The organism is Silicimonas algicola, from assembly GCF_003148765.1.
Taxonomy (GTDB): domain Bacteria; phylum Pseudomonadota; class Alphaproteobacteria; order Rhodobacterales; family Rhodobacteraceae; genus Silicimonas; species Silicimonas algicola.
In genome coordinates, this window is the sequence record NZ_QGGV01000003.1 from 320478 (window position 1) to 341769 (window position 21292).

Sequence of the window (21292 nt, forward strand, 5' to 3'; positions counted from 1 at the left end):
TATGGCCGATCTTTCCACGAACTTCGTAGGCATCAAGAGCCCGAACCCGTTCTGGCTGGCCTCGGCGCCGCCGACGGACAAGGAGTACAATGTCCGCCGCGCCTTCGAGGCGGGGTGGGGCGGGGTGGTCTGGAAGACGCTCGGCGAGGAAGGCCCGCCGATCGTCAACGTCAACGGCCCGCGTTACGGCGTGATCCACGGGGCGGACCGCCGCGTACTGGGGATCAACAACATCGAGCTGATCACCGACCGGCCGCTGCAGACGAACCTCGACGAGATGGCGCGCGTGAAGCGCGACTTCCCGGACCGGGCGCTGATCGCCTCGATCATGGTGCCCTGCGAGGAACATGCATGGAAGGCGATCCTGCCACGTGTCGAGGACACCGGCTGCGACGGGATCGAGCTGAACTTCGGCTGTCCGCACGGGATGAGCGAGCGCGGCATGGGCTCGGCCGTGGGGCAGGTGCCCGAATACATCCAGATGGTCGCCGAGTGGTGCAAGGCCTACACCTATCTGCCGGTCATCGTGAAGCTGACGCCCAACATCACCGACATCCGCTATCCGGCAAGAGCCGCGAAGCGCGGCGGGGCCGACGCGGTCAGCCTCATCAACACGATCTCGTCGATCACGAGCGTAAACCTCGACACCATGAGCCCCGAGCCCTCGATCGACGGGAAGGGCTCGCACGGAGGCTATTGCGGCCCGGCGGTGAAGCCGATCGCCCTAAACATGGTGGCCGAGATCGCGCGCGACGACGAGACGCGCGGACTGCCGATCAGCGGCATCGGCGGCGTCACCACCTGGCGCGACGCGGCCGAATTCCTCAGCCTCGGCGCGGGCTCGGTGCAGGTCTGCACGGCCGCGATGGTCTATGGCTTCGGCATCATCAAGGAGATGACGGCGGGCCTGTCGGACTGGATGGACGAGAAGGGCTATACCAGCGTGTCGAAGGTGACGGGCCGGGCGGTGCCGAACGTGACGGACTGGCAGTACCTGAACCTGAACTTCGTCACCAAGGCGCGGATCGACCAGGATCTCTGCATCAAGTGCGGCCGCTGCTATGCCGCCTGCGAGGATACCTCGCACCAGGCCATCGCGATCAACCCAGGGAGGGTCTTCGAGGTGAAGGACGACGAATGCGTTGCCTGCAACCTCTGCATCGACGTCTGCCCGGTCGAGGACTGCATCACGATGGAACGGCTGGCGCCCGGCACGGTCGATCCCCGCACGGGTCGCAGGGTGGAGGCGAATTACGCCAACTGGACGACGCATCCCAACAACCCGATGTCGAAGGCAGCGGAATAGCGGAGGCTCTGGCGCCCTGCGTCAGTTGCGGACGTCGACGGTCGCCCTGTCGCGCGGCGACGCCAGCGCGCGCGTCTCGCTGAAGCTCGCCTCGGCCCGTTCGGTCGGCGTCGGCGGCGGATCGACGCGGTCCGGTGCGGGGCGCGGTGTCGCTTCGTCTGCCGACGGCTCCCGCGGCGCTTCGGCGACGCGATCGTTTGCGGGCGGTGCAGCCACCTCGTCCGGCGGATCGAGGGCCACGCGCGCCTGTCGTTCCAGCGGGCTTTCCTCGAATGCGGGCGGCGGGCCTGCTGGCGCGTCTTTCCACGCCACAGGGCGGTCGCTCGACTCGGCGCGTTCCTGATCGCGCAGGCGCGGCGCGACCGTGGACTGTTCGGCAGCCTTGGCGGCGTCGACCGTCTCGGAGCGCACGGCCGACGATCCGGCCTCGCCCGCGCTGGCGCGCGTGGTTTCAGGCGTCTGCGTCGTCTTCTGTGCCGTCTGAGCGGCGACCGGATGCGGCGGCCGGACGGCCGCGATCGGTGCGGGAGCAGCGGGAATCATGGCCCAACGTCCTCTCTCAATCCCCCAATGGGAGCCTAAGCGACGAAAGGTTGGAGAAGAGTTAAAGCTGACGCGGATCGAGGGCGCGGCGATAGAAGGCGGACAGGAAAGTCGCGGCATCGTCCATGTGTGCGTCGCCTTCGGGCTTCAGGATGGAGCAGACCTGCGTGTTGAAGTCGGCGTAGTGCTGCGTCGTGGCCCAGATCGAGAAGATCAGGTGATAGGGGTCGAGCGCCGCAATGCGCCCCGTGTCGATCCAGCGCGTCACAAGCGCTGCCTTGTCGTCGACGAGACGGCGCAGCGGGCCTTCGATCTGTTCGAGGATCCTTGGTGCGCCCTGCACGATCTCCTGCGCGAAGAGGCGGCTTTCGCGGGGCATGTCGCGGCTCATCTGAAGTTTGCGCATGACGTAGCCCACGATCTCGTCCACCGGGTCGCCCGCCTCGTCGAGCGCGCGAAGGGGATCGAGCCAGGTGTCGAGAAGCGTCGACAGAAGCTCGGAATAGATCGCCTCCTTCGACGCGAAGTAATAAAGAAGGTTCGGCTTCGACAGACCGGCCGTCTCCGCGATCTGGTCCAGCGTCGCGCCTCGGAAGCCCTCGGCCGAGAACACGGCGAGGGCGGCGTCGAGAATGGTCTCGCGGTTCTTCTTCTGGATGCGGGTGCGCGGTCGCTCGACGTTCACTCTCGATCCTCTCCGGTGCTGCTCTTGACTGCCCTCATGCCTCTGCTAGCGTCCTCCTGACCATTTGGTCAATATTCTCAGATTCTGAACGAGGTTGGCCATGGCGCTCGATCGTCCCAATGATCTCTCCGCATTCTGGATGCCGTTCACCGCGAACCGGCAGTTCAAGAAGGCGCCCCGGATGCTCGTGGCCGCGAAGGACATGCACTACACCTCGGCTGACGGGCGACAGGTCCTCGACGGAACGGCGGGCCTCTGGTGCTGCAACGCGGGCCACTGTCGCCCGAAGATCACCGAGGCGATCCAGCGCCAGGCGGGGCTGCTCGACTATGCGCCCGCCTTCCAGATGGGGCACCCGCTGGCCTTCGAACTGGCCTCGTCCCTGCGCGACATGGCGCCCGATGGCTTCGACCACGTCTTCTTCACCAACTCGGGCTCCGAGAGCGTCGACACCGCGCTCAAGATCGCGCTGGCGTATCATCAGGCGCGGGGGCAGGGGAACCGGACCCGCCTCGTCGGCCGCGAGAAGGGCTATCACGGCGTGAACTTCGGCGGCATCTCGGTCGGCGGCATTACCAACAACAAGCGCCTGTTCCCCTCGCTGCCGGGCGTGTCGCACCTTCCGGCGACGCACCTGAAGGAGAACGCCTTCTCGCGCGGGCAGCCGGAGCACGGGATGCACCTCGCCGACGAGCTTGAACGCCAGGCGGCGATCTATGGCGGCGAGACTATCGCGGCCTGCATCGTCGAGCCGGTCTCGGGCTCGGCGGGCGTGATCCTGCCGCCGAAGGGCTACCTGGAGCGGCTGCGCGCGATCTGCGACAAGCACGGCATCCTGTTGATCTTCGACGAGGTCATCACGGGCTTCGGCCGCATGGGGGCGGCCTTTGCCACCGACCGCTTCGGCGTGACGCCCGACCTCATCACCTGCGCCAAGGGCCTGACCTCGGGCGTCATTCCCATGGGCGCGGTCCTGGCGACGGGCAAGATCCACGACGCCTTCATGGAAGGCCCCGAACACATCATCGAGTTCTTCCACGGCTACACCTATTCCGCCACGCCGATTGCCTGCGCGGCGGGCCTCGCCACGTTGGAGGTCTATCGTGAAGAAGGCCTCTTCGAGCGCGCGCACGAGTTGGAAGGCTATTGGGAGGATGCGGTCCATTCGCTGAAGGACTGCCCGAACGTCATCGACGTCCGCAACATGGGCCTGATCGGCGCCATCGAGCTGGAGCCGATCCCGGGCGAGCCGGTCAAGCGCGGCTTCTCGGCGTTCCTCAAGGCCTTCGAGAAGAATATCATGATCCGCACGACGGGCGACACCATCGCCATGTCGCCGCCGCTCATCATCGAGAAGGCGCATATCGATCAGCTTGCGGAGACGCTCCGCGAGGTGCTGCACGAGATCGACTGAGGAGGCCCCGCGAAGATGACCCAGCCAGCCGCGAACATGAGGATCGACGGGGACCGCCTTTGGGACTCGCTGATGGAGATGGCGAAGATCGGGCCGGGCGTCGCGGGCGGCAACAACCGCCAGACGCTCACCGACGAGGACGGCGAGGGGCGGCACCTGTTCCGGCGCTGGTGCGAGGAGGCGGGGCTCAGCATGGGCGTCGACCGGATCGGCAACATGTTCGCCCGGCGCGAAGGCACGGACCCGGATGCGCTGCCTGTCTACGTGGGGTCGCACCTCGACACGCAACCGACGGGCGGCAAGTACGACGGAGTGCTGGGCGTTCTCGGCGGTTTGGAGATAGTGCGGACGCTGAACGACCTCGACATCAGGACGAAGCATCCCATCGTCGTCGTGAACTGGACCAACGAGGAAGGCACGCGTTTTGCCCCCGCCATGCTGGCCTCCGGCGTCTTCGCGGGGCGGCATGAACTCGATTGGGCCTACGATCGCAAGGACGCCAAGGGCAAGCGCTTCGGCGACGAGCTGGAGCGGATCGGCTGGAAGGGCGACGAGGAGGTCGGCGCGCGCAAGATGCACGCGCTCTTCGAGCTGCACATCGAGCAGGGCCCGATCCTCGAGGCCGAGGGCAAGGATATCGGCGTCGTCACCCACGGTCAGGGCCTGCGCTGGATCGAATGCACGATTACCGGCAAGGACAGCCACACCGGCTCGACGCCGATGAACATGCGGAAGAACGCCGGGCGCGGGTTGGCGCTGATTACCGAGCTCGTCCACGAGATCGCGATGAAGAACCAGCCGAACGCGGTGGGGGCCATCGGGCATATCGACGTCTACCCGAACTCGCGGAACGTGATCCCCGGCAAGGTCGTCTGCACGGTCGACTTCCGCTCGCACCTGCCCGAGAAGCTGCACGGCATGGAGGCCGAGTTCTACGAGCGCGCGCCGAAGCTCTGCGAGGACATCGGCGTCGGGTTCGAGGCCGAGGTCGTCGGCCAGTTCGAGCCGCCCGCCTTCGATCCGGGCTGCGTGAAGGCCGTCCGCGATGCCGCCGAGCGGCTTGGCTATTCCCACATGGACATCGTGAGCGGAGCGGGCCACGACGCCTGCTGGATCAACGACGTGGCGCCGACCGCGATGGTGATGTGCCCCTGCGTCGACGGGCTGTCGCACAACGAGGCCGAGGAGATCTCGAAGGACTGGGCCACGGCGGGCGCGGACGTGCTGTTCCACGCGGTGGTGGAGACGGCGGGGGTGGAGGGGTGAGGACGGAGCACCATGCCCCGGACCTGATCCGGGGCCTCGAAGAGAATTCACTCTCTGTAAACGTCGATACGCGACACCCTCGCGATGCACGTCGTCTACATGCTCGCCTCTCGGCCATTCGGGGCGCTCTACGTGGGCGAGACGTCAAGCCTGTCTCATCGCCTGGACCAGCATCGCTCTGGTCGCGGCAGCGTCCATACCGCGAAGTATGGGATAACTACCTTGGTGTGGTATCGCGTCTTCGAGACGAGGTCCGACGCGAGAGACTTCGAGCGCAGGCTGAAGAGGTGGCGACGCGGGTGGAAGGAGGCTCTGATCGCCGAAATCAATCCGCGCTGGCGGGACCTCGGCACTTCGATACACGATCACTGACACGTCCCGCGCTCGACGCGGGACCTCGCAGAGAACTGCTCGCAATAACGCCTTTAGTGGGCGCAACTGGCTCGAGGCCCCGGATCAGGTCCGGGGCAGGCATGGAGCTTCGGACATGACCCAACACGACACCAAACGCGACGAAACCCAGACCCGCATCGACCTCGCCGCCGCGATCCGGCTGTCCTGCCGTTATGGCTGGCACGAGGGGGTGGCGAACCACTCGGCCGCGGTCAGCGCGGACGCGCGGAAGATCCCCGGCAGTCTGTTCCACGCGGTGGTCGAGACGGCGGGGGTGGAGAGGTGACAATCGTCCGTCTGACGGCCCAAGATCTCGTTGAGGATTTTCATGCGGCCTTTTCCGGGGCCTTTGGTTTTTTCGATGGGTACGGTCGGAACATGGACGCGTGGATCGACGTGATGGGTTCACTAACCGCTAGCCCACCAGGGCTTTCCGAGTTCAGGCTCGCTGATGGCGAAACACTGACACTGCTCATTATGGACGCCGAACGTTTAAGGCGGTCAGACCCGAGACAATACTCAGAACTTCTTGAGTGCTCTGCGATCGTGAACGGGCGATACGCCACCAAGGGCGAGTCTGGCCCAATTGCACTTGCGATGGAGGGATAATGACCCAACACGACACCACACTCGACGAAACCCAGACCCGCATCGACCTCGCGGCGGCGATCCGGCTGTCCTGCCGCTATGGCTGGCACGAGGGGGTGGCGAACCACTTCTCGGCCGCGGTCAGCACGGATGGGAAGCGCTTCGTCGTCAATCCGAAGTGGGTGCACTGGAGCCGCGTCCGCGCCTCCGACCTCGTCCTATGTGATGCCGACGACCCTTCGGCGATGGACCGGCCTGACGCGCCCGATCCGTCCGCCTGGGCGATCCACTCGGCGCTGCACCGGGAGTTGCCGCAGGCCCGCGTGGCTCTGCACATCCACCCGCCGCACGCAACGGCGCTTTGCGGCCTCGCGGATCCGACGATCAAGCCGATCGACCAGGTGACGGCGCGCTTTCACAACCGCATCGCTTACGACTTGAACTTCGGCGGCATCGCCACCGAGGGCGAGGAGGGCGAGCGGATCGCGAAGACGGTCGGCAACCATTCGACGGTGATGATGCAGAACCACGGGGTCACGACGCTTGGCGCGACGGTGGCCGAGGCCTGGGACGCGCTCTATCATCTCGAGCGCGCGGCGAAGACGCTGGTCCTGGCCTATTCGACCGGCCAGCCGCTGAAGGTCATGTCAGACGATATGGCCGAGGCGGTGGCCGAGGAATGGCAGGTCTACAAGGACGCCGAGTACGCCCATTTCGCCGAGATGAAGCGGATCCTCGACAAGGAAGAGCCGGACTACAAGGATTGAGAGCGCCGGGGGCTCTGCCCCCGGACCCCCCGGAGTGCTTCTCGACAGAAGAAGAGCCGGGAACAATGAAACCACGGGGAGCATGCCATGAGCACAGTCATCAGGAACGGGACCGTCGTCACGGCAGACCTGACCTATCCGGCCGACGTGAAGATCGAGGGCGGCAGGATCGTCGAGATCGGCAAAGGCCTGAAGGGGGACACCGAACTGGACGCCACCGGCTGCTATGTCATGCCGGGCGGGATCGATCCGCACACGCACCTCGAGATGCCGTTCATGGGCACCTATTCCTCGGACGATTTCGAGAGCGGGACGCGCGCCGCCTTGTCGGGCGGAACGACGATGGTCGTCGACTTCGCGCTGCCGGCGCCGGGGCAAGGCCTGCACGACGCGCTGCAGATGTGGCACAACAAGTCGGGCCGCGCGAGTTGCGACTATTCCTACCACATGGCGGTGACCTGGTGGGGCGAGCAGGTTTTCGACGAGATGAAGACCGTCGTCGAGAAGGAGGGGATCACCACCTTCAAGCACTTCATGGCCTACAAGGGCGCCCTGATGGTGAACGACGACGAGATGTATGCGTCGTTCCAGCGTCTGGCGGAGCTTGGCGGCATCGCCCTCGTCCATGCCGAGAACGGCGACGTGGTGGCCGAGTTGTCGGCGAAGCTTCTGCGCGAGGGCAACACGGGGCCGGAGGCGCACGCCTATTCGCGGCCCACGCAGGTCGAGGGCGAGGCGACGAACCGCGCCATCATGATCGCGGACATGACGGGGGTGCCGCTCTATGTCGTCCACGTCTCCTGCGAGGAGGCCCACGAGGCAATCCGCCGCGCGCGGATGCAGGGCAAGCGGGTCTGGGGCGAGCCCCTGATCCAGCACCTGACGCTGGATGAAAGCGAGTACTTCAACGCCGACTGGGATCACGCCGCGCGGCGGGTGATGTCGCCGCCGTTCCGGAACCAGAAGCATCAGGACAGCCTCTGGGCCGGGCTTCAGTCCGGGTCGCTGTCGGTGGTGGCGACGGATCACTGCGCCTTCACGACCGAGCAGAAGCGCTTCGGCGTGGGCGACTTCACCAAGATCCCGAACGGGACCGGCGGGCTCGAGGACCGGCTGCCCATGCTCTGGACGCATGGGGTCGCCACGGGCCGGCTGACACCGAACGAGTTCGTGGCGGTCACGTCGACGAATATCGCGAAGATCCTCAACTGCTATCCGCGGAAGGGCGCGATCCTCGTCGGTGCGGACGCCGACATCGTGGTCTGGGACCCGGCGAAGGAGAAGACGATCACGGCGAGCGCGCAGCAGTCGGCCATCGACTACAACGTCTTCGAGGGCCAGACCGTGAAGGGCCTGCCGCGCTTCACGCTCACACGCGGGCATGTCGCCGTGCATGACGGCGAGATGCGGACGCAGGAGGGTCACGGCCAGTTCGTGAAGCGCGAGGCCAACAACCCGGTCAACAAGGCCCTGTCCTCCTGGAAGGCCCTGACCTCGCCCCGGCCTGTGGAGCGGACCGGCATTCCGGCCACGGGAGTTTGAGCGATGGTCAAGGTCGCGCTGGTGTCGGGCGGCGGTTCCGGCATGGGGGCGGATGCCGCCCGCAGGCTCGCCGCTGACGGCTACAAGGTCGGCGTCCTGTCCTCGTCCGGCAAGGGCGAGGCGCTTTGCAACGAGCTTGGCGGTTTCGGCGTCACCGGGTCTTACGAGAACGAGGAGGATCTCAAGCGCCTCGTCGATGGCGCGATGGAGCGGTGGGGCCGGATCGACGCGCTGGTCAATTCTGCCGGCCACGGCCCCCGCGCGCCGGTTCTGGAACTAACGGACGAGGACTGGCATCGCGGGATGGAGGTCTATTTCCTCTCAGCCGTGCGGCCCACCCGCCTCGTCGCGCCGATCATGGCGGAGCAGGGCGGCGGCGCCATCGTCAACATCTCGACCTTCGCGGCGTTCGAGCCCGATCCGGTTTTCCCGACCTCGGGCGTCTTCCGCGCCGGGCTTGCGGCCTTCACGAAGCTTTTCGCCGACAAGTATGCGGCCCAGAACGTGCGGATGAACAACGTCCTTCCGGGCTTCATCGACAGCCTGCCCGAGAAAGAGGATCGCCGCGAACGCATTCCGCTGAAGCGCTACGGCAAGTCCTATGACGAGGTCGCCGCGACGATTGCGTTTCTCGTCTCGGACGCAGGCGCGTATATCACGGGTCAGAACATCCGGGTGGACGGGGGCTTGACCAGATCGGTATGACGGACGAACCGGCCATCGAGGCCCGCGACCTCTCGCTGACCTTCGAGACGGGAGACGGGCCGGTCCATGCGCTGAAGGACGTCACCCTGTCCATCGGCAAGGGCGACTTCGTCTCGTTCATCGGGCCGTCGGGCTGCGGCAAGACCACATTCCTGCGCTGCGTGGCGGCCCTCGAAGAGCCGACCGGCGGCACTTTGACGGTGAATGGCATGAGCCCCGACGAAGCGCGTCGCGCGCGGGCCTACGGGTATGTCTTTCAGGCAGCGGGGCTTTACCCCTGGCGCACCATCGCGGGCAACGTCCGCCTGCCGCTCGAGATCATGGGCTTTTCGCGGGCCGAGATGGAGGAGCGCATCGAGAGGGTGCTCGACCTCGTCGATCTTCAGGGGTTCGGGCGGAAGTATCCCTGGCAGTTGTCGGGCGGCATGCAGCAGCGGGCGTCCATCGCGCGCGCGCTCGCGTTCGACGCCGACATCCTTCTGATGGACGAGCCCTTCGGCGCGCTGGACGAGATCGTCCGCGACCGGCTGAACGAGGAGCTTCTGTCGCTCTGGTCGCGCACCGGCAAGACCATCGGCTTCGTCACGCATTCGATCCCCGAGGCGGTCTATCTCTCGACGCGCATCGTGGTGATGAGCCCGAGACCGGGACGCATCACCGACGTCATCGAAAGCCCGCTACCGCGCGAGCGCCCGCTCGACATCCGCGACAGCCGCGAGTTCATCGAGGTGGCGCACCGGGTCCGCGAGGGACTGCGGGCCGGTCACGGGGACGTACTGTGACGCGCCCGGTCGTCCGGCTTGCGACTGCGGACGATGTTCCGGCCTGCGCGGCTGTGGTGAACGACTGGATCGACGCGACGGACTGGTTGCCCCGCGACGTTCCGCCCGAGGAGATCGAACGCCAGATCAGCGAGGCGCTTCCGGACCGCGAGATCTGGGTCGCGGGCGACCCGGTGGCGGGCTACCTGTCGTTCGATCCCTCGACGTCCCGGATCGGTGGTCTCTATATCTCGCGTCCCGGCGAGGGTCTGGGTAAGGCGCTGATGGACCGGGTGAAGGAGGGCCGCGACTACCTCCAGCTCTGGACCCATCTCCCGAACCGTCGGGCGCAGCGGTTCTATGCGCGCGAGGGGTTCACGGCGACGGGGGACGAGCAGGACGGTTCGGACAACGTGCCGGAGATCCGGATGGAGTGGAAGCGATGACGCGGGTCGGAGTTCTGTGGCTCGGGGCGGCGGTGACGGTCTTTCTGCTGGCGTCGGTCGCGCTTCGGCGGCATGTCGACCAACCGTCCACGGCGGGGCTCCTTTTGGCGCTGGCGCTCTACACGCTCGGGAACCTGATGATGGTGCGGCTGATGCGCGAAAGCGGCATGGCCGTCGCGATCTCGGTCTCGGCGGTGGCGCAACTCGTGCTTGCCAACGTCGTGGCGCTGGCGCTGTTCGGCGAGCGTCCGGGACCGATGCAGAGCGCGGGCATCCTTCTGGGCGTCGTTGCGGTCGGACTGATCCTCTTCCCCGCGGGGCGCGCGCCATGAGGGGCTTTCTGCCTGTCCTGGCCGTCCTCGCGGCGATCCTGGCGCTTTGGGTCGCAGCCGTCGCGCCGATGAACGCCCGCCAGGCGCTGGACGTGGCCGAACGCGAGGGCGCGGCGGTCACGCCTGCCGAGAGCCGAACGCGGTTCGAGACGCCGGTCCTGACGCTGATGCTCCGCAATTCCGGCGAGATCTGGCGCGGCTACGGGCTCGAGAGACCGCGCCTCCCGACGCCCTGGCAGGTCGGCCAGGAGCTTTGGGCGACGACGGGGGAAATGGCTCTCGAGGGCCGGGCTTTCTCGAAGCGCAGCCTGATCTACCACGCCTGGATCACGCTCCAGTCGACGTTCTGGGGCTTCGCGCTCGGCACCGTCGTGGGGATCGCGGGGGCCATCGGCATCGTCTATTCGCGCACGATGGAACTGAGCGTCATGCCCTGGGCCATCATCAGCCAGACCATCCCCATCGTGGCGCTAGCGCCCATGATCATCGTGCTGTCGTCGCAGCTCGGGATCGAGGAGCGCGGCGTGCCCAAGGCGGTCATCTCGGCCTACCTCTGCTTCTTCCCCGTCCTCGTCGGCATGGTGAAGGGGCTGAGGTCGCCCACGGCCGAGCAGCTCGACCTTCTCCGAACCTACAGTGCGAGTGGGATGGCGAGCTTCCTGAAACTGAGGCTTCCGGCCTCGCTGCCCTATCTCTTCACCTCTCTCAAGATCGGCATCGCCGCGGCGCTGGTCGGCACCATCGTCGGTGAGCTTCCGACCGGCGCCATCTCGGGCCTCGGCGCGCGCATCCTGATCGGCGACCAGTTCGGGACGCCTCTCGCCATCTGGTCGGCGCTCGCGGCGGCGGCGATCCTTGCGGGCGTGCTGGTGACGCTTCTGGGTTGGGCGCAGGCGGTGACGCTTCGGCGCATGGGGGGCGGGCGATGATCCTGTGGGGGGCGATCCTGTTCTGGCTCGCGGCCTGGGCCGTCAACGCGGCGCTGGCCCGGTCGCGTTATCGCGACACCCGCGCCGTGCGGCTTCTTGCACCCGTGCTGTTCGGGCTCACGATACTCGTCCTGTGGCAGGGGCTGGTGCGAGGGCTGAACGTGTCGCCTGTGATCCTGCCCGCGCCGACCGATGTCGCGCAGCGCATAGCGTCCGACAGCGGAGTCCTGTGGGAGGATTTCTCGCAGACCGTGCTGAAGGGCGCGCTCTCGGGCTACCTGATCGGGGCGTCGGCGGCGGTCCTGACCGCCATCGCCATCGACCGCTCGACGTTCCTCACCCGGGGGCTTCTGCCGGTCGGCAACTTCGTCGCGGCGCTGCCGATCGTGGGCATCGCGCCGATCCTGGTGAACTGGTTCGGCTTCGACTGGCATTCGAAGGCGGCGGTCGTGGTGGTGATGGTGTTCTTCCCCATCCTGGTGAACACCGTGCAGGGGCTGTCCGAAGCAGGCGCCATGCAGAAGGACCTGATGCGCACCTACGCCGCCTCCTACTGGCAGACGCTGTGGAAGCTGAGGCTGCCCGCCGCGATGCCATTCCTTTTCAACGGCTTCAAGATCGCGACGACGCTTGCGCTGATCGGGGCCATCGTCGCCGAATATTTCGGCTCACCCACGAGAGGCATGGGATTCCGCATCTCGACCGGGGTCGGACGCTTGTCCATCGACCTCGTCTGGGCTGAAATCGCCGTGGCCGCCCTGACGGGGTCGGTGGCCTACGGCCTGGTGGCACTGGCCGAGCGCCGTGTCACCTTCTGGCACCCGTCGCAGCGAAAGACATGACCAACAACAACCAACCGGGAGCACTATCATGAAAAGACTGATCGCAGGCGGGTTCGCCGCCGCCCTGACGGCGGGCGCGGCACTGGCCGCCGACGACGTCACCCTCCAGCTCAAGTGGGTCACGCAGTCCCAGTTCGCGGGCTACTACGTCGCCCTCGAGAAGGGGTTCTACGAGGAAGAGGATCTGAACGTCACCATCAAGCCGGGCGGTCCGGACATCGCCCCGCCGCAGGTCGTGGCGGGCGGAGGTGCCGACGTCCTCGTCGAGTGGATGCCGGCGGCGCTCGCCGCGCGCGAGAAAGGCCTGCCGCTCGTCAACATCGCGCAGCCCTTCAAGTCGTCGGGGATGCAGCTGACCTGCTGGAAGGACTCCGGCATCGAGACGCCGGCCGACTTCCCCGGCAAGACGCTCGGCGTCTGGTTCTTCGGCAACGAGTATCCCTTCCTGTCGTGGATGAGCCAGCTCGGCGTCGCGACCGACGGCGCCGACGATGACGGTGTCGCGGTTCTGAAGCAGGGCTTCAACGTCGATCCGCTGATCCAGCGGCAGGCGGACTGCATCTCGACCATGACCTACAACGAATACTGGCAGGTCATCGACGCAGGTGTGTCCGAGGACGACCTCATCACCTTCAAGTACGAGGATCAGGGCGTCGCGACCCTGGAGGACGGTCTCTACGTCCTCGAGGAACGGCTCGCCGATCCGGCGTTCAAGGACGCGATGGTCCGCTTCGTGCGCGCATCGATGAAGGGCTGGAAGTACGCCGAGGAGAACCCGGACGAGGCCGCGATGATCGTTCTCGACTACGACGAGACCGGCGCGCAGACCGAGGAGCATCAGAAGCGGATGATGGGCGAGGTCGCCAAGCTGACGGCTGGTTCGGACGGCACGCTGGATGAGGCGGACTATCAGCGCACGGTCGACTCGCTAATGTCGGGCGGATCCGACCCGGTCATCACGAAGGCTCCCGAAGGCGCCTTCACGCATGAGATCACGGACGGCGCTCTGAACTGATCTGCGAAAGAGACACGAAAGGGGCGCGGGGGGAAACCTCCGCGCCCTTTGTCGTTTTGGGGGGAAGTCGACAACTTCTGGACATTTTCAAGGCATGAATCGGGCAGACACGGTAAACTCAAGCCTGTGTTGGGTGTGTAATGGTGGGGGTGCGCCGTGCCCGTGGAAATTCGTTACGAGTCAGGGACTTCCGAATATGCGTTGCCGGACGAGAGTATCTCGTCGCTGAGCTTCGGAGCACGGTACGTCAGCTATGACGGCGTCGATCGTTTCGTCGACCAGTCCAATGACCTCAATCTCGGCATGATCGTCTGGCCGGGCGGAACGCTGGCCGAAGGCCGCGACGACCGCTTCGGCTTCGAGTTCGACAGGCTCTACGACCCCGCGACCGGCAAGCCCGATATCGCGGACATGATGGCCATCGCGGTCGAACAGGGCACCGGCCTGTCGGTCGTCCTGCCCACGGCGCGCTACGCGGACGACCTCGAGACCTTGCGTGAGGAGATGCAGGATTTTCTCGGCGACCTTCTCGGCGGCGCCTTCGGACCCTTGCCCGAACCAATGATCCTCGAGATCGGCAGCGAGTATTTCGCCAACTTCGACGGTGCCGACCGGGCGTCGGACTATGGCGCGGTCGCGGACCTCATGGTGACCGAGATCGCGTGGGCTCTGGCGGACCCGTCCGTCAACACCACCGGGGCGGATGTCACCATCGCGGTGCAGGCGGGGAAAACCCTGGCCGACGACATCGCCATCCGGGATGAATTGTCGAACGAGGCGCTCGCCCATGTGGACATGATCGTTCACCATCGTTTCGCCTATCAGCCCCAGGGTATCGACGCGCGCATCGACGAGTTGCACCAGATCGTCGAGGCCTGGGGCCAGGACGCGACAGGGGCGGGCGGCGTAGATCCCGAGCTTTTCGTCTCGGCCTGGAACACCGTGACGCTGACGCGAAACGAGGCGCTGACCGATTACATCGCCGAAGAGGCGTCGCAGGGCATCCATGTCGACCGCTCGGACGTCGACCTCGACGGGCGGACCACGACCGACTTCGAGCGGTTCTGGCAGGACCGGCTGGACGAGGCCGCCTATGGCCAGGAACATGCGGCCTACATCCTGGAAAGCTTCGCGAGCTATGCCGAGGCGGGCATGGATGCGGGCGCGGTCTACGGTATCGACACCGTACATCCGGGCCATCTGAGCTGGCGCGAGGACGGCGAGGATTACAGCTTCGCCGGCGCCGAGATGCTGAAGATGATCTACGAAAGCGTCGGCGGCACGCATGTCCTCCGCTCAGATGGCCCCTATGACCCTAATGACCCGGTCACGCTCTACGGCTTCGAGAACGACGACAAGCTGGTTCTTTTCGTGGCCGCCGGCGACCACGCGCCCGGCAACGTGACGATCGAGCTTGACGGCCTGGGGACCGAGTATCGCAGCGTCTGGGCCGAAAAGCTGACAAGCGAGACGCCGGAGGACTGGATGGCCGTCTTCGGCATCGCCGACAACCCGCAGGTCGACGAAAGCGCCGAGGCGCAAGCCTATGCCCTTGGCGTCCGCGACGTCGTGACGCCGGGCGTCCGCCCGGGCGCCATCGAGGTGTCGCTGACCGGAGAGCACGACATCATCCGCCTGTCGTTCGGCAAGACCGACGCCGGTGCGGCCGAAATCGCGGGCTGGTCCGGGGGCGAGGGCACCGAGCTTCACGCCTCCGCTCCGCTTCCCGTGACCGACCCGGGGTCATTGCCGGTCTACGACGATGACGATGACGACTTTCATGCCTTCCTCGCGGGTGCGGGCGGTGGCGGGGGCGGCATAGGCCTGATGCTCGCGATGCTGTTCTTCTTCCTCTGACGGCGCATTGAACCGAATCCGCCGAGACACGTTGCTTTCCTGAAACGGAAGGGAGCGGCGATGAACGGCGACAGAGGCAAGGGCAGACAGGCCGAGCGGCCGGGAGAGATACCGCAGCGCGGCTGGAAGGAAATTCTCCTCCGGGTGAAGGACGAGATCGTGACAGATCACGTCTCGGTCGTCTCGGCCGGCGTGGCGTTCTTCGGACTTCTCGCCATCTTCCCTGCCATCGGCGCCTTGATCTCGCTTGCGGGCTTCTTCCTCGACCCCTCCGACGTCGCCAACCAGATCGACACGCTGACGTCGCTGTTGCCGCCGAACGCGGCCTCGATCATCCAGGACCAGATCGTCTCGGTCACCTCGGGCGACAACACCGCCACGGGCTTTGCCGCGGTCTTCGGGCTGCTCCTGGCGCTCTACGGCGCGATGAAAGGCGTCCTGACGCTGATCGAGGGGCTCAACATCGCCTACAACGAACGCGAGAAGCGTGGCTTCGTGGCGCTTTACGCGCGCGCGCTTCTGCTGACGCTCGGGTTGATGGTCGGATTGATTTTCGTCTTCGCGCTCATCCTCGTCCTGCCCAGCATCATCGCGTTCCTGCCGGTGCCGGACTGGGTCGCGACAGCGCTCGGCTGGATCAAATGGCCGCTTCTGGCCGCGCTGACCGTGCTCGGCCTGTCCGTTCTCTTCCGCTACGGGCCGTCGCGCGAGAATGCCAAGTGGCGCTGGATCACGCCGGGGTCCATCGCTGCCACGGTACTGTGGCTGCTGGGGACGATCGCCTTCTCGATGTACGCGCAGAACTTTGGCAGCTACAACGAGACCTACGGCACCATCGGGGGCGTCATCATCCTGCTGACGTGGCTGTGGCTGTCGTCGTTCATCGTCCTTGCCGGAGCTGAACTGGATTCCGAGATCGAGCTGCAGACGTCGCGCGATACGACGACGGGCGTTGCGCAGCCCATGGGAGCCCGGGGCGCGGTCAAGGCGGACACCCTGCCGGACGGGGAACACGAGTCGGAGGAGGGGCGCCGGGAAGATAAGCCGCCGAACCTTCTCACGAACGTTGTCGTCGCTTTCGGACTAGGCGCCATGACCCTCCTGCGCCGTCGCATGGCGCGCCGTCAGGAGCGGTGACGCCACCGCAAGAGCGCGCTGGACACAACATGCGGGTAGAGCGGGCGACGACAGCGCGGGATAAAGCATGTACGCGCTGAAAGTCTCGGCACATCGCAAAGGACACAGGGGGAAAAGTCCCTGCGACATCACGCCCGGCGCAAATCTTCGCTCAATGCGAATCGGACACTTTGGCAAAAGCGCGGGGTGTCGTATCAAAGCGGCCGAGCGCGGGACGAACCCGGGCCGAGGCAGGACAGAGCAGATGACGGAAATCGTGAAACTGGCCCTCAAGGGGGGCATGCACCGGCGCCGTGCGCTGGACCTTTGGCGCAAATGGTGGCGTCGGGGCTTCTGAGCCCCTTGTGACAGCGACGCCCGCCCCCCCGGCGGGCGTCACCCTAAAGGCCCCACAGCGCCCGTGCGCCCATCCAAAGGCCCATTCCCAGCATCATCAGGTTTTCGGTCAGCGATACGAAGCCCAGGGGCACGTTGCTGCCGCCGCCGACGCAGGCGCACTTGAGTTCTCGCTTGTCGACATAGACGGCCTTGACGACCGACGCCGCGCCGACCGCGCCGATGAAGATCGCGACGGGGGCAGAGATCCAGGTCAGCGCGCCTGCCACCATCAGGACTCCCGCCAGCGCCTCTCCGAACGGGTAGAGGTAGCCGTAGCGGACCCATCTGCGTGCAAGAAGGTCGTAGTTCAGGAACATGGTCGAGAAGGTCTCGACGTCCTTCAGCTTCTGAACGGCCAGGAAGCACATCGAGATCGCGATGAACCATTCCACGGCGCGGAATGTCAGGATCGTGCCGTAGACCGACCACGACAGCCCCAGAGCCATCAGGAACGCGACCGAAAAGATGGCGATGACGGGTTGATAGGTCATCTCGTCCTCGCCGCGGACGTGCTGGCCGAAGCTGCGGCGCAGGTCGTCGTAGCCGCCGATCCTCTCGCCGCCGATGAAGGTCTGAGGCGTGGTGTCGACTCCGTGCTTTGCCTTGAAGGCCTCGGTCTCTTCCCGCGTCGTCAGGGGGCGGTCGTCGACCGTGTAACCCTCGCGTTCGAGAAGGTCCTTCGACTTGAGGCCGTAGGGGCAGAGATGGTCGGGCATGACCATGCGGTAGAGCGTGGCGGTATCGCGGCTGTCGAGGGGCATGACGGGACAACGGCGGTCCCGCGCGACGGGTTCCCCGGCACGGCGACGGCCCCTCGGGCGAGGGGTCGTCCGGACCGGCGGGTAGAGCGTCAGCCCTTGTTCATGCGGTTCTTGATGAGATCGTCCACGACCTCGGGATCGGCCAGCGTCGAGATATCGCCAAGCGCGCCGTAGTCGTTCTCGGCGATCTTGCGCAGGATGCGGCGCATGATCTTGCCGGAGCGCGTCTTGGGCAGGCCGGGCGCGAACTGGATGCAGTCCGGCTTTGCGATCGGTCCGATCTCGTTACGGACCCAGCCTTCGAGGTCCTTCCGCAGCTCGTCGGAGGGCTGCTCGCCTCCCATCAGTGTGACATAGGCATAGATGCCTTGGCCCTTGATGGCGTGGGGATAGCCGACCACGGCCGCCTCGGCGACCTTCGGGTGCGCGACGAGCGCGCTTTCGACCTCGGCGGTGCCCATGCGGTGGCCCGAGACGTTGATGACGTCATCCACGCGGCCGGTGATCCAGTAGTAACCGTCCGCGTCGCGGCGGCAGCCGTCGCCCGAGAAGTAGTAGGTCTTGTAGTCGGCGAAATAGGTCTTCTCGAACCGTTCGTGGTCGCCCCAAACGGTGCGCATCTGGCCGGGCCAGGAGTCCTTGATGCAGAGCACGCCCTCGGCCTCGGTCGTGTCGATCTCTTGGCCCGTCTGCGGGTCGAGGATGACAGGCTGCACCCCGAAGAAGGGCAGGGTGGCCGAGCCGGGTTTCGTCGGGATGGCGCCGGGCAGGGGAGTCAGGAGATGACCGCCCGTTTCGGTCTGCCACCAGGTGTCGACGATTGGCACCTTCCCCTTGCCCACGACCTCGTTGTACCAGTTCCAGGCTTCGGGATTGATCGGCTCGCCCACGGTGCCGAGGACCTTGAGCGACGACATGTCGTATTTCGCCACAGGCTCGGGCCCGTGCGCCATCAGCGCACGGATCGCGGTCGGGGCGGTATAGAACTGGTTGACCTTGTGCTTTTCGCAGGTCGCCCAGAACCGGCCGGCATCGGGCCAGGTCGGCACGCCTTCGAACATCAGCGTGGTCGCACCGTTCGCCAGCGGGCCGTAGACGATGTAGCTGTGTCCGGTCACCCAGCCCACGTCCGCGGTGCACCAGAAGACGTCGCCGTCGTGGTAGTCGAAGGTGTACTGGTGCGTCATCGCGGCATAGACGAGGTAGCCGCCGGTGGTATGCACCACGCCCTTGGGCTGGCCGGTCGAACCCGAGGTGTAGAGGATGAACAGCGGATCCTCCGCCGACATCTCGGCGGGCGTGCAGTAGGGCGAGGCCTCCGCGGCCAGCGCGTTGTAGTCGTGGTCGCGTCCCTCGACCCATGTCGTCTGGGCGCCGGTGCGCTTGACCACCAGCACCTTGACGTCGTCGCGGCAATGCAAGAGCGCCGCGTCGGTGTTGGATTTCAGATGCGTGGCCTTGCCGCCGCGAGGCGCGTGGTCGGCGGTGATGACGACGCGGGCATCAGAGCCGTTGATCCGCGCGCCCAGCGCGTCGGGAGAGAAGCCCGCGAAGACGATGGAATGGACCGCCCCGATCCGGGTGCAGGCCAGCATCGCATAGGCCGCCTCGGGGATCATCGGCATGTACAGCACGACGCGGTCACCCTTGCCCACGCCCATGTCCTTGAGAACATTGGCCATGCGGCACGTGTGTTCCAGAAGGTCGCGATAGCTGATGTGCTGCGCGGCGTCCTTGGGATCGTCCGGTTCCCAGATGATCGCGGTCTGGTCGGCGCGGTTCAGCAAATGCCGGTCGATGCAGTTGGCCGACACGTTAAGCGTGCCGTCCTCGAACCAGCGGATGTCGATGTTGCCGGGCGCGAAGGAGGTGTTCTTCACCTTCCTATAGGGCTTGATCCAGTCGATCCGCTTGCCTTCGCGGGCCCAGAAGCCTTCCGGGTCCTCGATGGATTCCTTGTACATCGCGTCGTATTTCGCCCGGTCCGCATGAGCTGAATTCGCCATGCCCTCGTCGGGCCAATACATTCCTTCACGCTGGTCCAGCATGTCGGCTCCTCCTCCGAATGTGCGGCGGTCCCTCGGGACCGTCAGATAGCGAGATACTTCGCGCGCAGCGCCTCGTCATCCAGGACCTTCTGCGCCGAGTCGTCATAGACGACCAGGCCCGTGTCGAGGATCACCGCGCGGTCCGCGAGCTTGAGCGCCGCGACCGCGTTCTGCTCGACGATGATCGTGGTGATGCCCTGGTCGCGGATGATCTTCAGGGTCTTGGCGATCTCCTGGACGATGACGGGGGCCAGACCCTCGTAGGGTTCGTCGAGGAGAAGAACCTTGATGTCGCGCGCCAGGGCGCGGGCGATGGCCAGCATCTGCTGCTCGCCGCCCGACAGCGTCGAGCCGTCCTGCGTGCGGCGCTCGCCGAGACGCGGGAAAAGTTCGTAGATACGCTCCAGCGACCAGCCCACGGGCGGGGCGATCTGCGCGAGCTTGAGGTTCTCTTCGACGGTCAGGCCCTGGATGATGCGCCGATCCTCGGGGACAAGCGCGATCCCGGCCTGCGCCGCCTCGTAGTTCTTCATCTTGTGCAGCGGCTTGTGGTCGAGCCAGATCTCGCCGTGGCGCAGCTCCGGGTTGCCCATCCGCGCGATGGTGCGCAGGGTCGAGGTCTTGCCGGCGCCGTTGCGGCCGAGAAGCGCGAGGATCTCTCCTTCGTGGACGTTGAAGGACACGTCCTGAACAATGTAGCTCTCGCCGTAGTAGGCCTCGATGTTCCAGACCGACAGGAAGGCGGGCGCGGTCGCGGCGTTGTTCGCGCGCTTGTCGAAGGTGTGTTCGTCCAGCATGACCCTTGCCTCCTAGTGCGCGGCTTCGCCGAGGTACGCTTCCTGCACCTTCGGGTTGCCCTTGATGTTCTCGGGTTCGTCCTCGACCAGAGGCGTCCCCTGCGCGAGGACGGTGATGCGGTCGGCCAGCGAGAAGACGACGTGCATGTCGTGCTCGATGATGCACATCGTGATGTCCCGCTTCGACTTGATGTCCCGCAGCAGGTCGATGGTGTTGTTGGTGTCGGCGCGCGCCATGCCGGCTGTCGGCTCGTCGAGCAGAAGAAGCTTCGGCTCCTGCACGAGGCACATCGCCATCTCGAGCCGCCGCTTGTCGCCCCGCGACATCGAGGCCGAGTGCATGTTGCGCTTGTCGATCATGTTGACGTCGACGAGGATCGCCTCGGCCTTCTCGACCAGGTCCTTTTCATGCGCGAAGTTCTCGAAGGCGTGCAGGCGAAAGGCGCCGTCGCGGCGGGCGAAGCACGGGATCAGGATGTTTTCCATCACCGTCAGGTCGCCGAAGATCTCGGGTGTCTGGAAGACGCGGGAAATCCCCATCTGGTTGATCTCGTGCGGCTTGCGCCCCAGCACCGACTGCCCGTCGAACATGACCGAGCCGGTGTCCGGGATCAGCTTGCCGACGAGGCAGTTCAGCAGCGTCGATTTGCCTGCGCCATTCGGTCCGATGATGGCGTGAACCGTGTTCTCGCGCACCGAGAGGTTCACGTCCGAAAGCGCCTTCAGGCCGCCGAAGCGCTTGTTGACGCCCTTGACTTCAAGAATGCCCATGTCGCTGTT

The 21292-nt window shown here is 65.8% G+C and carries 23 protein-coding genes; 17 read left to right on the forward strand and 6 right to left on the reverse strand.

Annotated features, from left to right (window positions below):
• The first annotated feature begins 1 nt into the window (after window position 1).
• Entirely contained in the window at window positions 2-1306 is a 1305-nt protein-coding gene (preA, locus tag C8D95_RS08980) for an NAD-dependent dihydropyrimidine dehydrogenase subunit PreA (protein WP_109758835.1), read from the forward strand.
• Between the two features lie 21 nt (window positions 1307-1327).
• Here preA and C8D95_RS08985 read toward each other — a convergent pair whose 3' ends face one another.
• Window positions 1328-1849 carry a hypothetical protein gene (locus C8D95_RS08985; protein WP_109758836.1) on the reverse strand — a complete coding sequence of 174 codons (522 nt, stop codon included), beginning with the start codon at window positions 1847-1849 and terminating at the stop codon, window positions 1328-1330.
• A 61-nt stretch (window positions 1850-1910) separates the two neighbouring features.
• Window positions 1911-2534, reverse strand: coding sequence for a TetR family transcriptional regulator C-terminal domain-containing protein (locus tag C8D95_RS08990; protein WP_109758837.1), 624 nt, complete (start codon window positions 2532-2534; stop codon window positions 1911-1913).
• Between the two features lie 100 nt (window positions 2535-2634).
• Between C8D95_RS08990 and aptA the strand changes: the two genes are divergently transcribed.
• From aptA to C8D95_RS09065, 16 genes are all read left to right on the forward strand, one after another.
• Window positions 2635-3948: an omega-aminotransferase AptA gene (aptA, locus tag C8D95_RS08995; protein WP_109758838.1), complete on the forward strand. Its 1314-nt coding sequence runs from the start codon at window positions 2635-2637 to the stop codon at window positions 3946-3948.
• Window positions 3949-3963: 15 nt separating this feature from the next.
• A complete protein-coding gene (locus C8D95_RS09000; protein ID WP_109758839.1) occupies window positions 3964-5214 on the forward strand; it encodes a Zn-dependent hydrolase in 1251 nt (416 codons plus the stop codon).
• An 84-nt stretch (window positions 5215-5298) separates the two neighbouring features.
• Window positions 5299-5586, forward strand: coding sequence for a GIY-YIG nuclease family protein (locus C8D95_RS09005; protein WP_109758840.1), 288 nt, complete (start codon window positions 5299-5301; stop codon window positions 5584-5586).
• 115 nt (window positions 5587-5701) lie between these two features.
• Window positions 5702-5893, forward strand: a complete 192-nt coding sequence (locus C8D95_RS22000; protein ID WP_164721518.1) for a hypothetical protein — start codon at window positions 5702-5704, stop codon at window positions 5891-5893.
• A complete protein-coding gene (locus C8D95_RS22940) occupies window positions 5890-6216 on the forward strand; it encodes a barstar family protein (RefSeq protein ID WP_164721640.1) in 327 nt (108 codons plus the stop codon). Before C8D95_RS22000 ends, C8D95_RS22940 begins: the two co-directional genes overlap by 4 nt.
• A complete protein-coding gene (locus C8D95_RS09015; protein WP_109758842.1) occupies window positions 6216-6962 on the forward strand; it encodes a class II aldolase/adducin family protein in 747 nt (248 codons plus the stop codon). The genes C8D95_RS22940 and C8D95_RS09015 overlap by 1 nt, the downstream gene beginning before the upstream one ends.
• Window positions 6963-7049: 87 nt before the next feature.
• Window positions 7050-8504: a dihydropyrimidinase gene (gene hydA / locus C8D95_RS09020; protein WP_109758843.1), complete on the forward strand. Its 1455-nt coding sequence runs from the start codon at window positions 7050-7052 to the stop codon at window positions 8502-8504.
• A gap of 3 nt (window positions 8505-8507) precedes the next feature.
• The gene (locus C8D95_RS09025) at window positions 8508-9209 is read left to right on the forward strand and encodes an SDR family oxidoreductase (RefSeq protein ID WP_109758844.1); all 702 of its coding nucleotides are present in this window, start codon (window positions 8508-8510) and stop codon (window positions 9207-9209) included.
• Window positions 9206-9991, forward strand: coding sequence for an ABC transporter ATP-binding protein (locus C8D95_RS09030; protein WP_109758845.1), 786 nt, complete (start codon window positions 9206-9208; stop codon window positions 9989-9991). Before C8D95_RS09025 ends, C8D95_RS09030 begins: the two co-directional genes overlap by 4 nt.
• A complete protein-coding gene (locus C8D95_RS09035) occupies window positions 9988-10416 on the forward strand; it encodes a GNAT family N-acetyltransferase (protein WP_109758846.1) in 429 nt (142 codons plus the stop codon). The genes C8D95_RS09030 and C8D95_RS09035 overlap by 4 nt, the downstream gene beginning before the upstream one ends.
• Window positions 10413-10748, forward strand: a complete 336-nt coding sequence (locus C8D95_RS09040; RefSeq protein WP_109759019.1) for a hypothetical protein — start codon at window positions 10413-10415, stop codon at window positions 10746-10748. The genes C8D95_RS09035 and C8D95_RS09040 overlap by 4 nt, the downstream gene beginning before the upstream one ends.
• Window positions 10745-11677: an ABC transporter permease gene (locus C8D95_RS09045; protein ID WP_109758847.1), complete on the forward strand. Its 933-nt coding sequence runs from the start codon at window positions 10745-10747 to the stop codon at window positions 11675-11677. Before C8D95_RS09040 ends, C8D95_RS09045 begins: the two co-directional genes overlap by 4 nt.
• Window positions 11674-12519: an ABC transporter permease gene (locus C8D95_RS09050; RefSeq protein WP_109758848.1), complete on the forward strand. Its 846-nt coding sequence runs from the start codon at window positions 11674-11676 to the stop codon at window positions 12517-12519. The genes C8D95_RS09045 and C8D95_RS09050 overlap by 4 nt, the downstream gene beginning before the upstream one ends.
• 28 nt (window positions 12520-12547) lie before the next feature.
• Window positions 12548-13534 carry an ABC transporter substrate-binding protein gene (locus C8D95_RS09055; protein WP_109758849.1) on the forward strand — a complete coding sequence of 329 codons (987 nt, stop codon included), beginning with the start codon at window positions 12548-12550 and terminating at the stop codon, window positions 13532-13534.
• A 201-nt stretch (window positions 13535-13735) separates the two neighbouring features.
• On the forward strand, window positions 13736-15391 hold the full coding sequence (locus C8D95_RS09060; protein WP_109758850.1) for a hypothetical protein: 1656 nt from the start codon (window positions 13736-13738) through the stop codon (window positions 15389-15391).
• Window positions 15392-15451: 60 nt separating this feature from the next.
• Window positions 15452-16528 carry a YihY/virulence factor BrkB family protein gene (locus C8D95_RS09065; RefSeq protein WP_109758851.1) on the forward strand — a complete coding sequence of 359 codons (1077 nt, stop codon included), beginning with the start codon at window positions 15452-15454 and terminating at the stop codon, window positions 16526-16528.
• A gap of 380 nt (window positions 16529-16908) precedes the next feature.
• Here C8D95_RS09065 and C8D95_RS09070 read toward each other — a convergent pair whose 3' ends face one another.
• From C8D95_RS09070 to C8D95_RS09085, 4 genes are all read right to left on the reverse strand, one after another.
• Window positions 16909-17667, reverse strand: a complete 759-nt coding sequence (locus C8D95_RS09070; protein ID WP_109758852.1) for a MauE/DoxX family redox-associated membrane protein — start codon at window positions 17665-17667, stop codon at window positions 16909-16911.
• Between the two features lie 89 nt (window positions 17668-17756).
• Window positions 17757-19694 (reverse strand): acetate--CoA ligase, encoded by a 1938-nt coding sequence (gene acs, locus C8D95_RS09075; protein WP_109759020.1) that lies wholly within the window; start codon window positions 19692-19694, stop codon window positions 17757-17759.
• Between the two features lie 62 nt (window positions 19695-19756).
• On the reverse strand, window positions 19757-20512 hold the full coding sequence (locus C8D95_RS09080) for an ABC transporter ATP-binding protein (protein ID WP_109758853.1): 756 nt from the start codon (window positions 20510-20512) through the stop codon (window positions 19757-19759).
• Window positions 20513-20524: 12 nt separating this feature from the next.
• Window positions 20525-21283: an ABC transporter ATP-binding protein gene (locus C8D95_RS09085; protein ID WP_109758854.1), complete on the reverse strand. Its 759-nt coding sequence runs from the start codon at window positions 21281-21283 to the stop codon at window positions 20525-20527.
• Between the last annotated feature and the right edge of the window lie 9 nt (window positions 21284-21292).

Excerpts from the sequence above, each read along its gene's own strand:
- preA (WP_109758835.1), top strand. The coding sequence starts at position 2 with ATGGCCGATCTTTCCACGAACTTCGTAGGCATCAAGAGCCCGAACCCG.
- C8D95_RS08985 (WP_109758836.1), bottom strand. The coding sequence starts at position 1,849 with ATGATTCCCGCTGCTCCCGCACCGATCGCGGCCGTCCGGCCGCCGCAT.
- aptA (WP_109758838.1), top strand. The coding sequence starts at position 2,635 with ATGGCGCTCGATCGTCCCAATGATCTCTCCGCATTCTGGATGCCGTTC.
- C8D95_RS09000 (WP_109758839.1), top strand. The coding sequence starts at position 3,964 with ATGACCCAGCCAGCCGCGAACATGAGGATCGACGGGGACCGCCTTTGG.
- C8D95_RS09005 (WP_109758840.1), top strand. The coding sequence starts at position 5,299 with ATGCACGTCGTCTACATGCTCGCCTCTCGGCCATTCGGGGCGCTCTAC.
- C8D95_RS22000 (WP_164721518.1), top strand. The coding sequence starts at position 5,702 with ATGACCCAACACGACACCAAACGCGACGAAACCCAGACCCGCATCGAC.
- C8D95_RS09015 (WP_109758842.1), top strand. The coding sequence starts at position 6,216 with ATGACCCAACACGACACCACACTCGACGAAACCCAGACCCGCATCGAC.
- hydA (WP_109758843.1), top strand. The coding sequence starts at position 7,050 with ATGAGCACAGTCATCAGGAACGGGACCGTCGTCACGGCAGACCTGACC.
- C8D95_RS09025 (WP_109758844.1), top strand. The coding sequence starts at position 8,508 with ATGGTCAAGGTCGCGCTGGTGTCGGGCGGCGGTTCCGGCATGGGGGCG.
- C8D95_RS09030 (WP_109758845.1), top strand. The coding sequence starts at position 9,206 with ATGACGGACGAACCGGCCATCGAGGCCCGCGACCTCTCGCTGACCTTC.
- C8D95_RS09040 (WP_109759019.1), top strand. The coding sequence starts at position 10,413 with ATGACGCGGGTCGGAGTTCTGTGGCTCGGGGCGGCGGTGACGGTCTTT.
- C8D95_RS09045 (WP_109758847.1), top strand. The coding sequence starts at position 10,745 with ATGAGGGGCTTTCTGCCTGTCCTGGCCGTCCTCGCGGCGATCCTGGCG.
- C8D95_RS09050 (WP_109758848.1), top strand. The coding sequence starts at position 11,674 with ATGATCCTGTGGGGGGCGATCCTGTTCTGGCTCGCGGCCTGGGCCGTC.
- C8D95_RS09055 (WP_109758849.1), top strand. The coding sequence starts at position 12,548 with ATGAAAAGACTGATCGCAGGCGGGTTCGCCGCCGCCCTGACGGCGGGC.
- C8D95_RS09065 (WP_109758851.1), top strand. The coding sequence starts at position 15,452 with ATGAACGGCGACAGAGGCAAGGGCAGACAGGCCGAGCGGCCGGGAGAG.
- C8D95_RS09070 (WP_109758852.1), bottom strand. The coding sequence starts at position 17,667 with ATGCCCCTCGACAGCCGCGATACCGCCACGCTCTACCGCATGGTCATG.
- acs (WP_109759020.1), bottom strand. The coding sequence starts at position 19,694 with ATGTATTGGCCCGACGAGGGCATGGCGAATTCAGCTCATGCGGACCGG.
- C8D95_RS09080 (WP_109758853.1), bottom strand. The coding sequence starts at position 20,512 with ATGCTGGACGAACACACCTTCGACAAGCGCGCGAACAACGCCGCGACC.
- C8D95_RS09085 (WP_109758854.1), bottom strand. The coding sequence starts at position 21,283 with ATGGGCATTCTTGAAGTCAAGGGCGTCAACAAGCGCTTCGGCGGCCTG.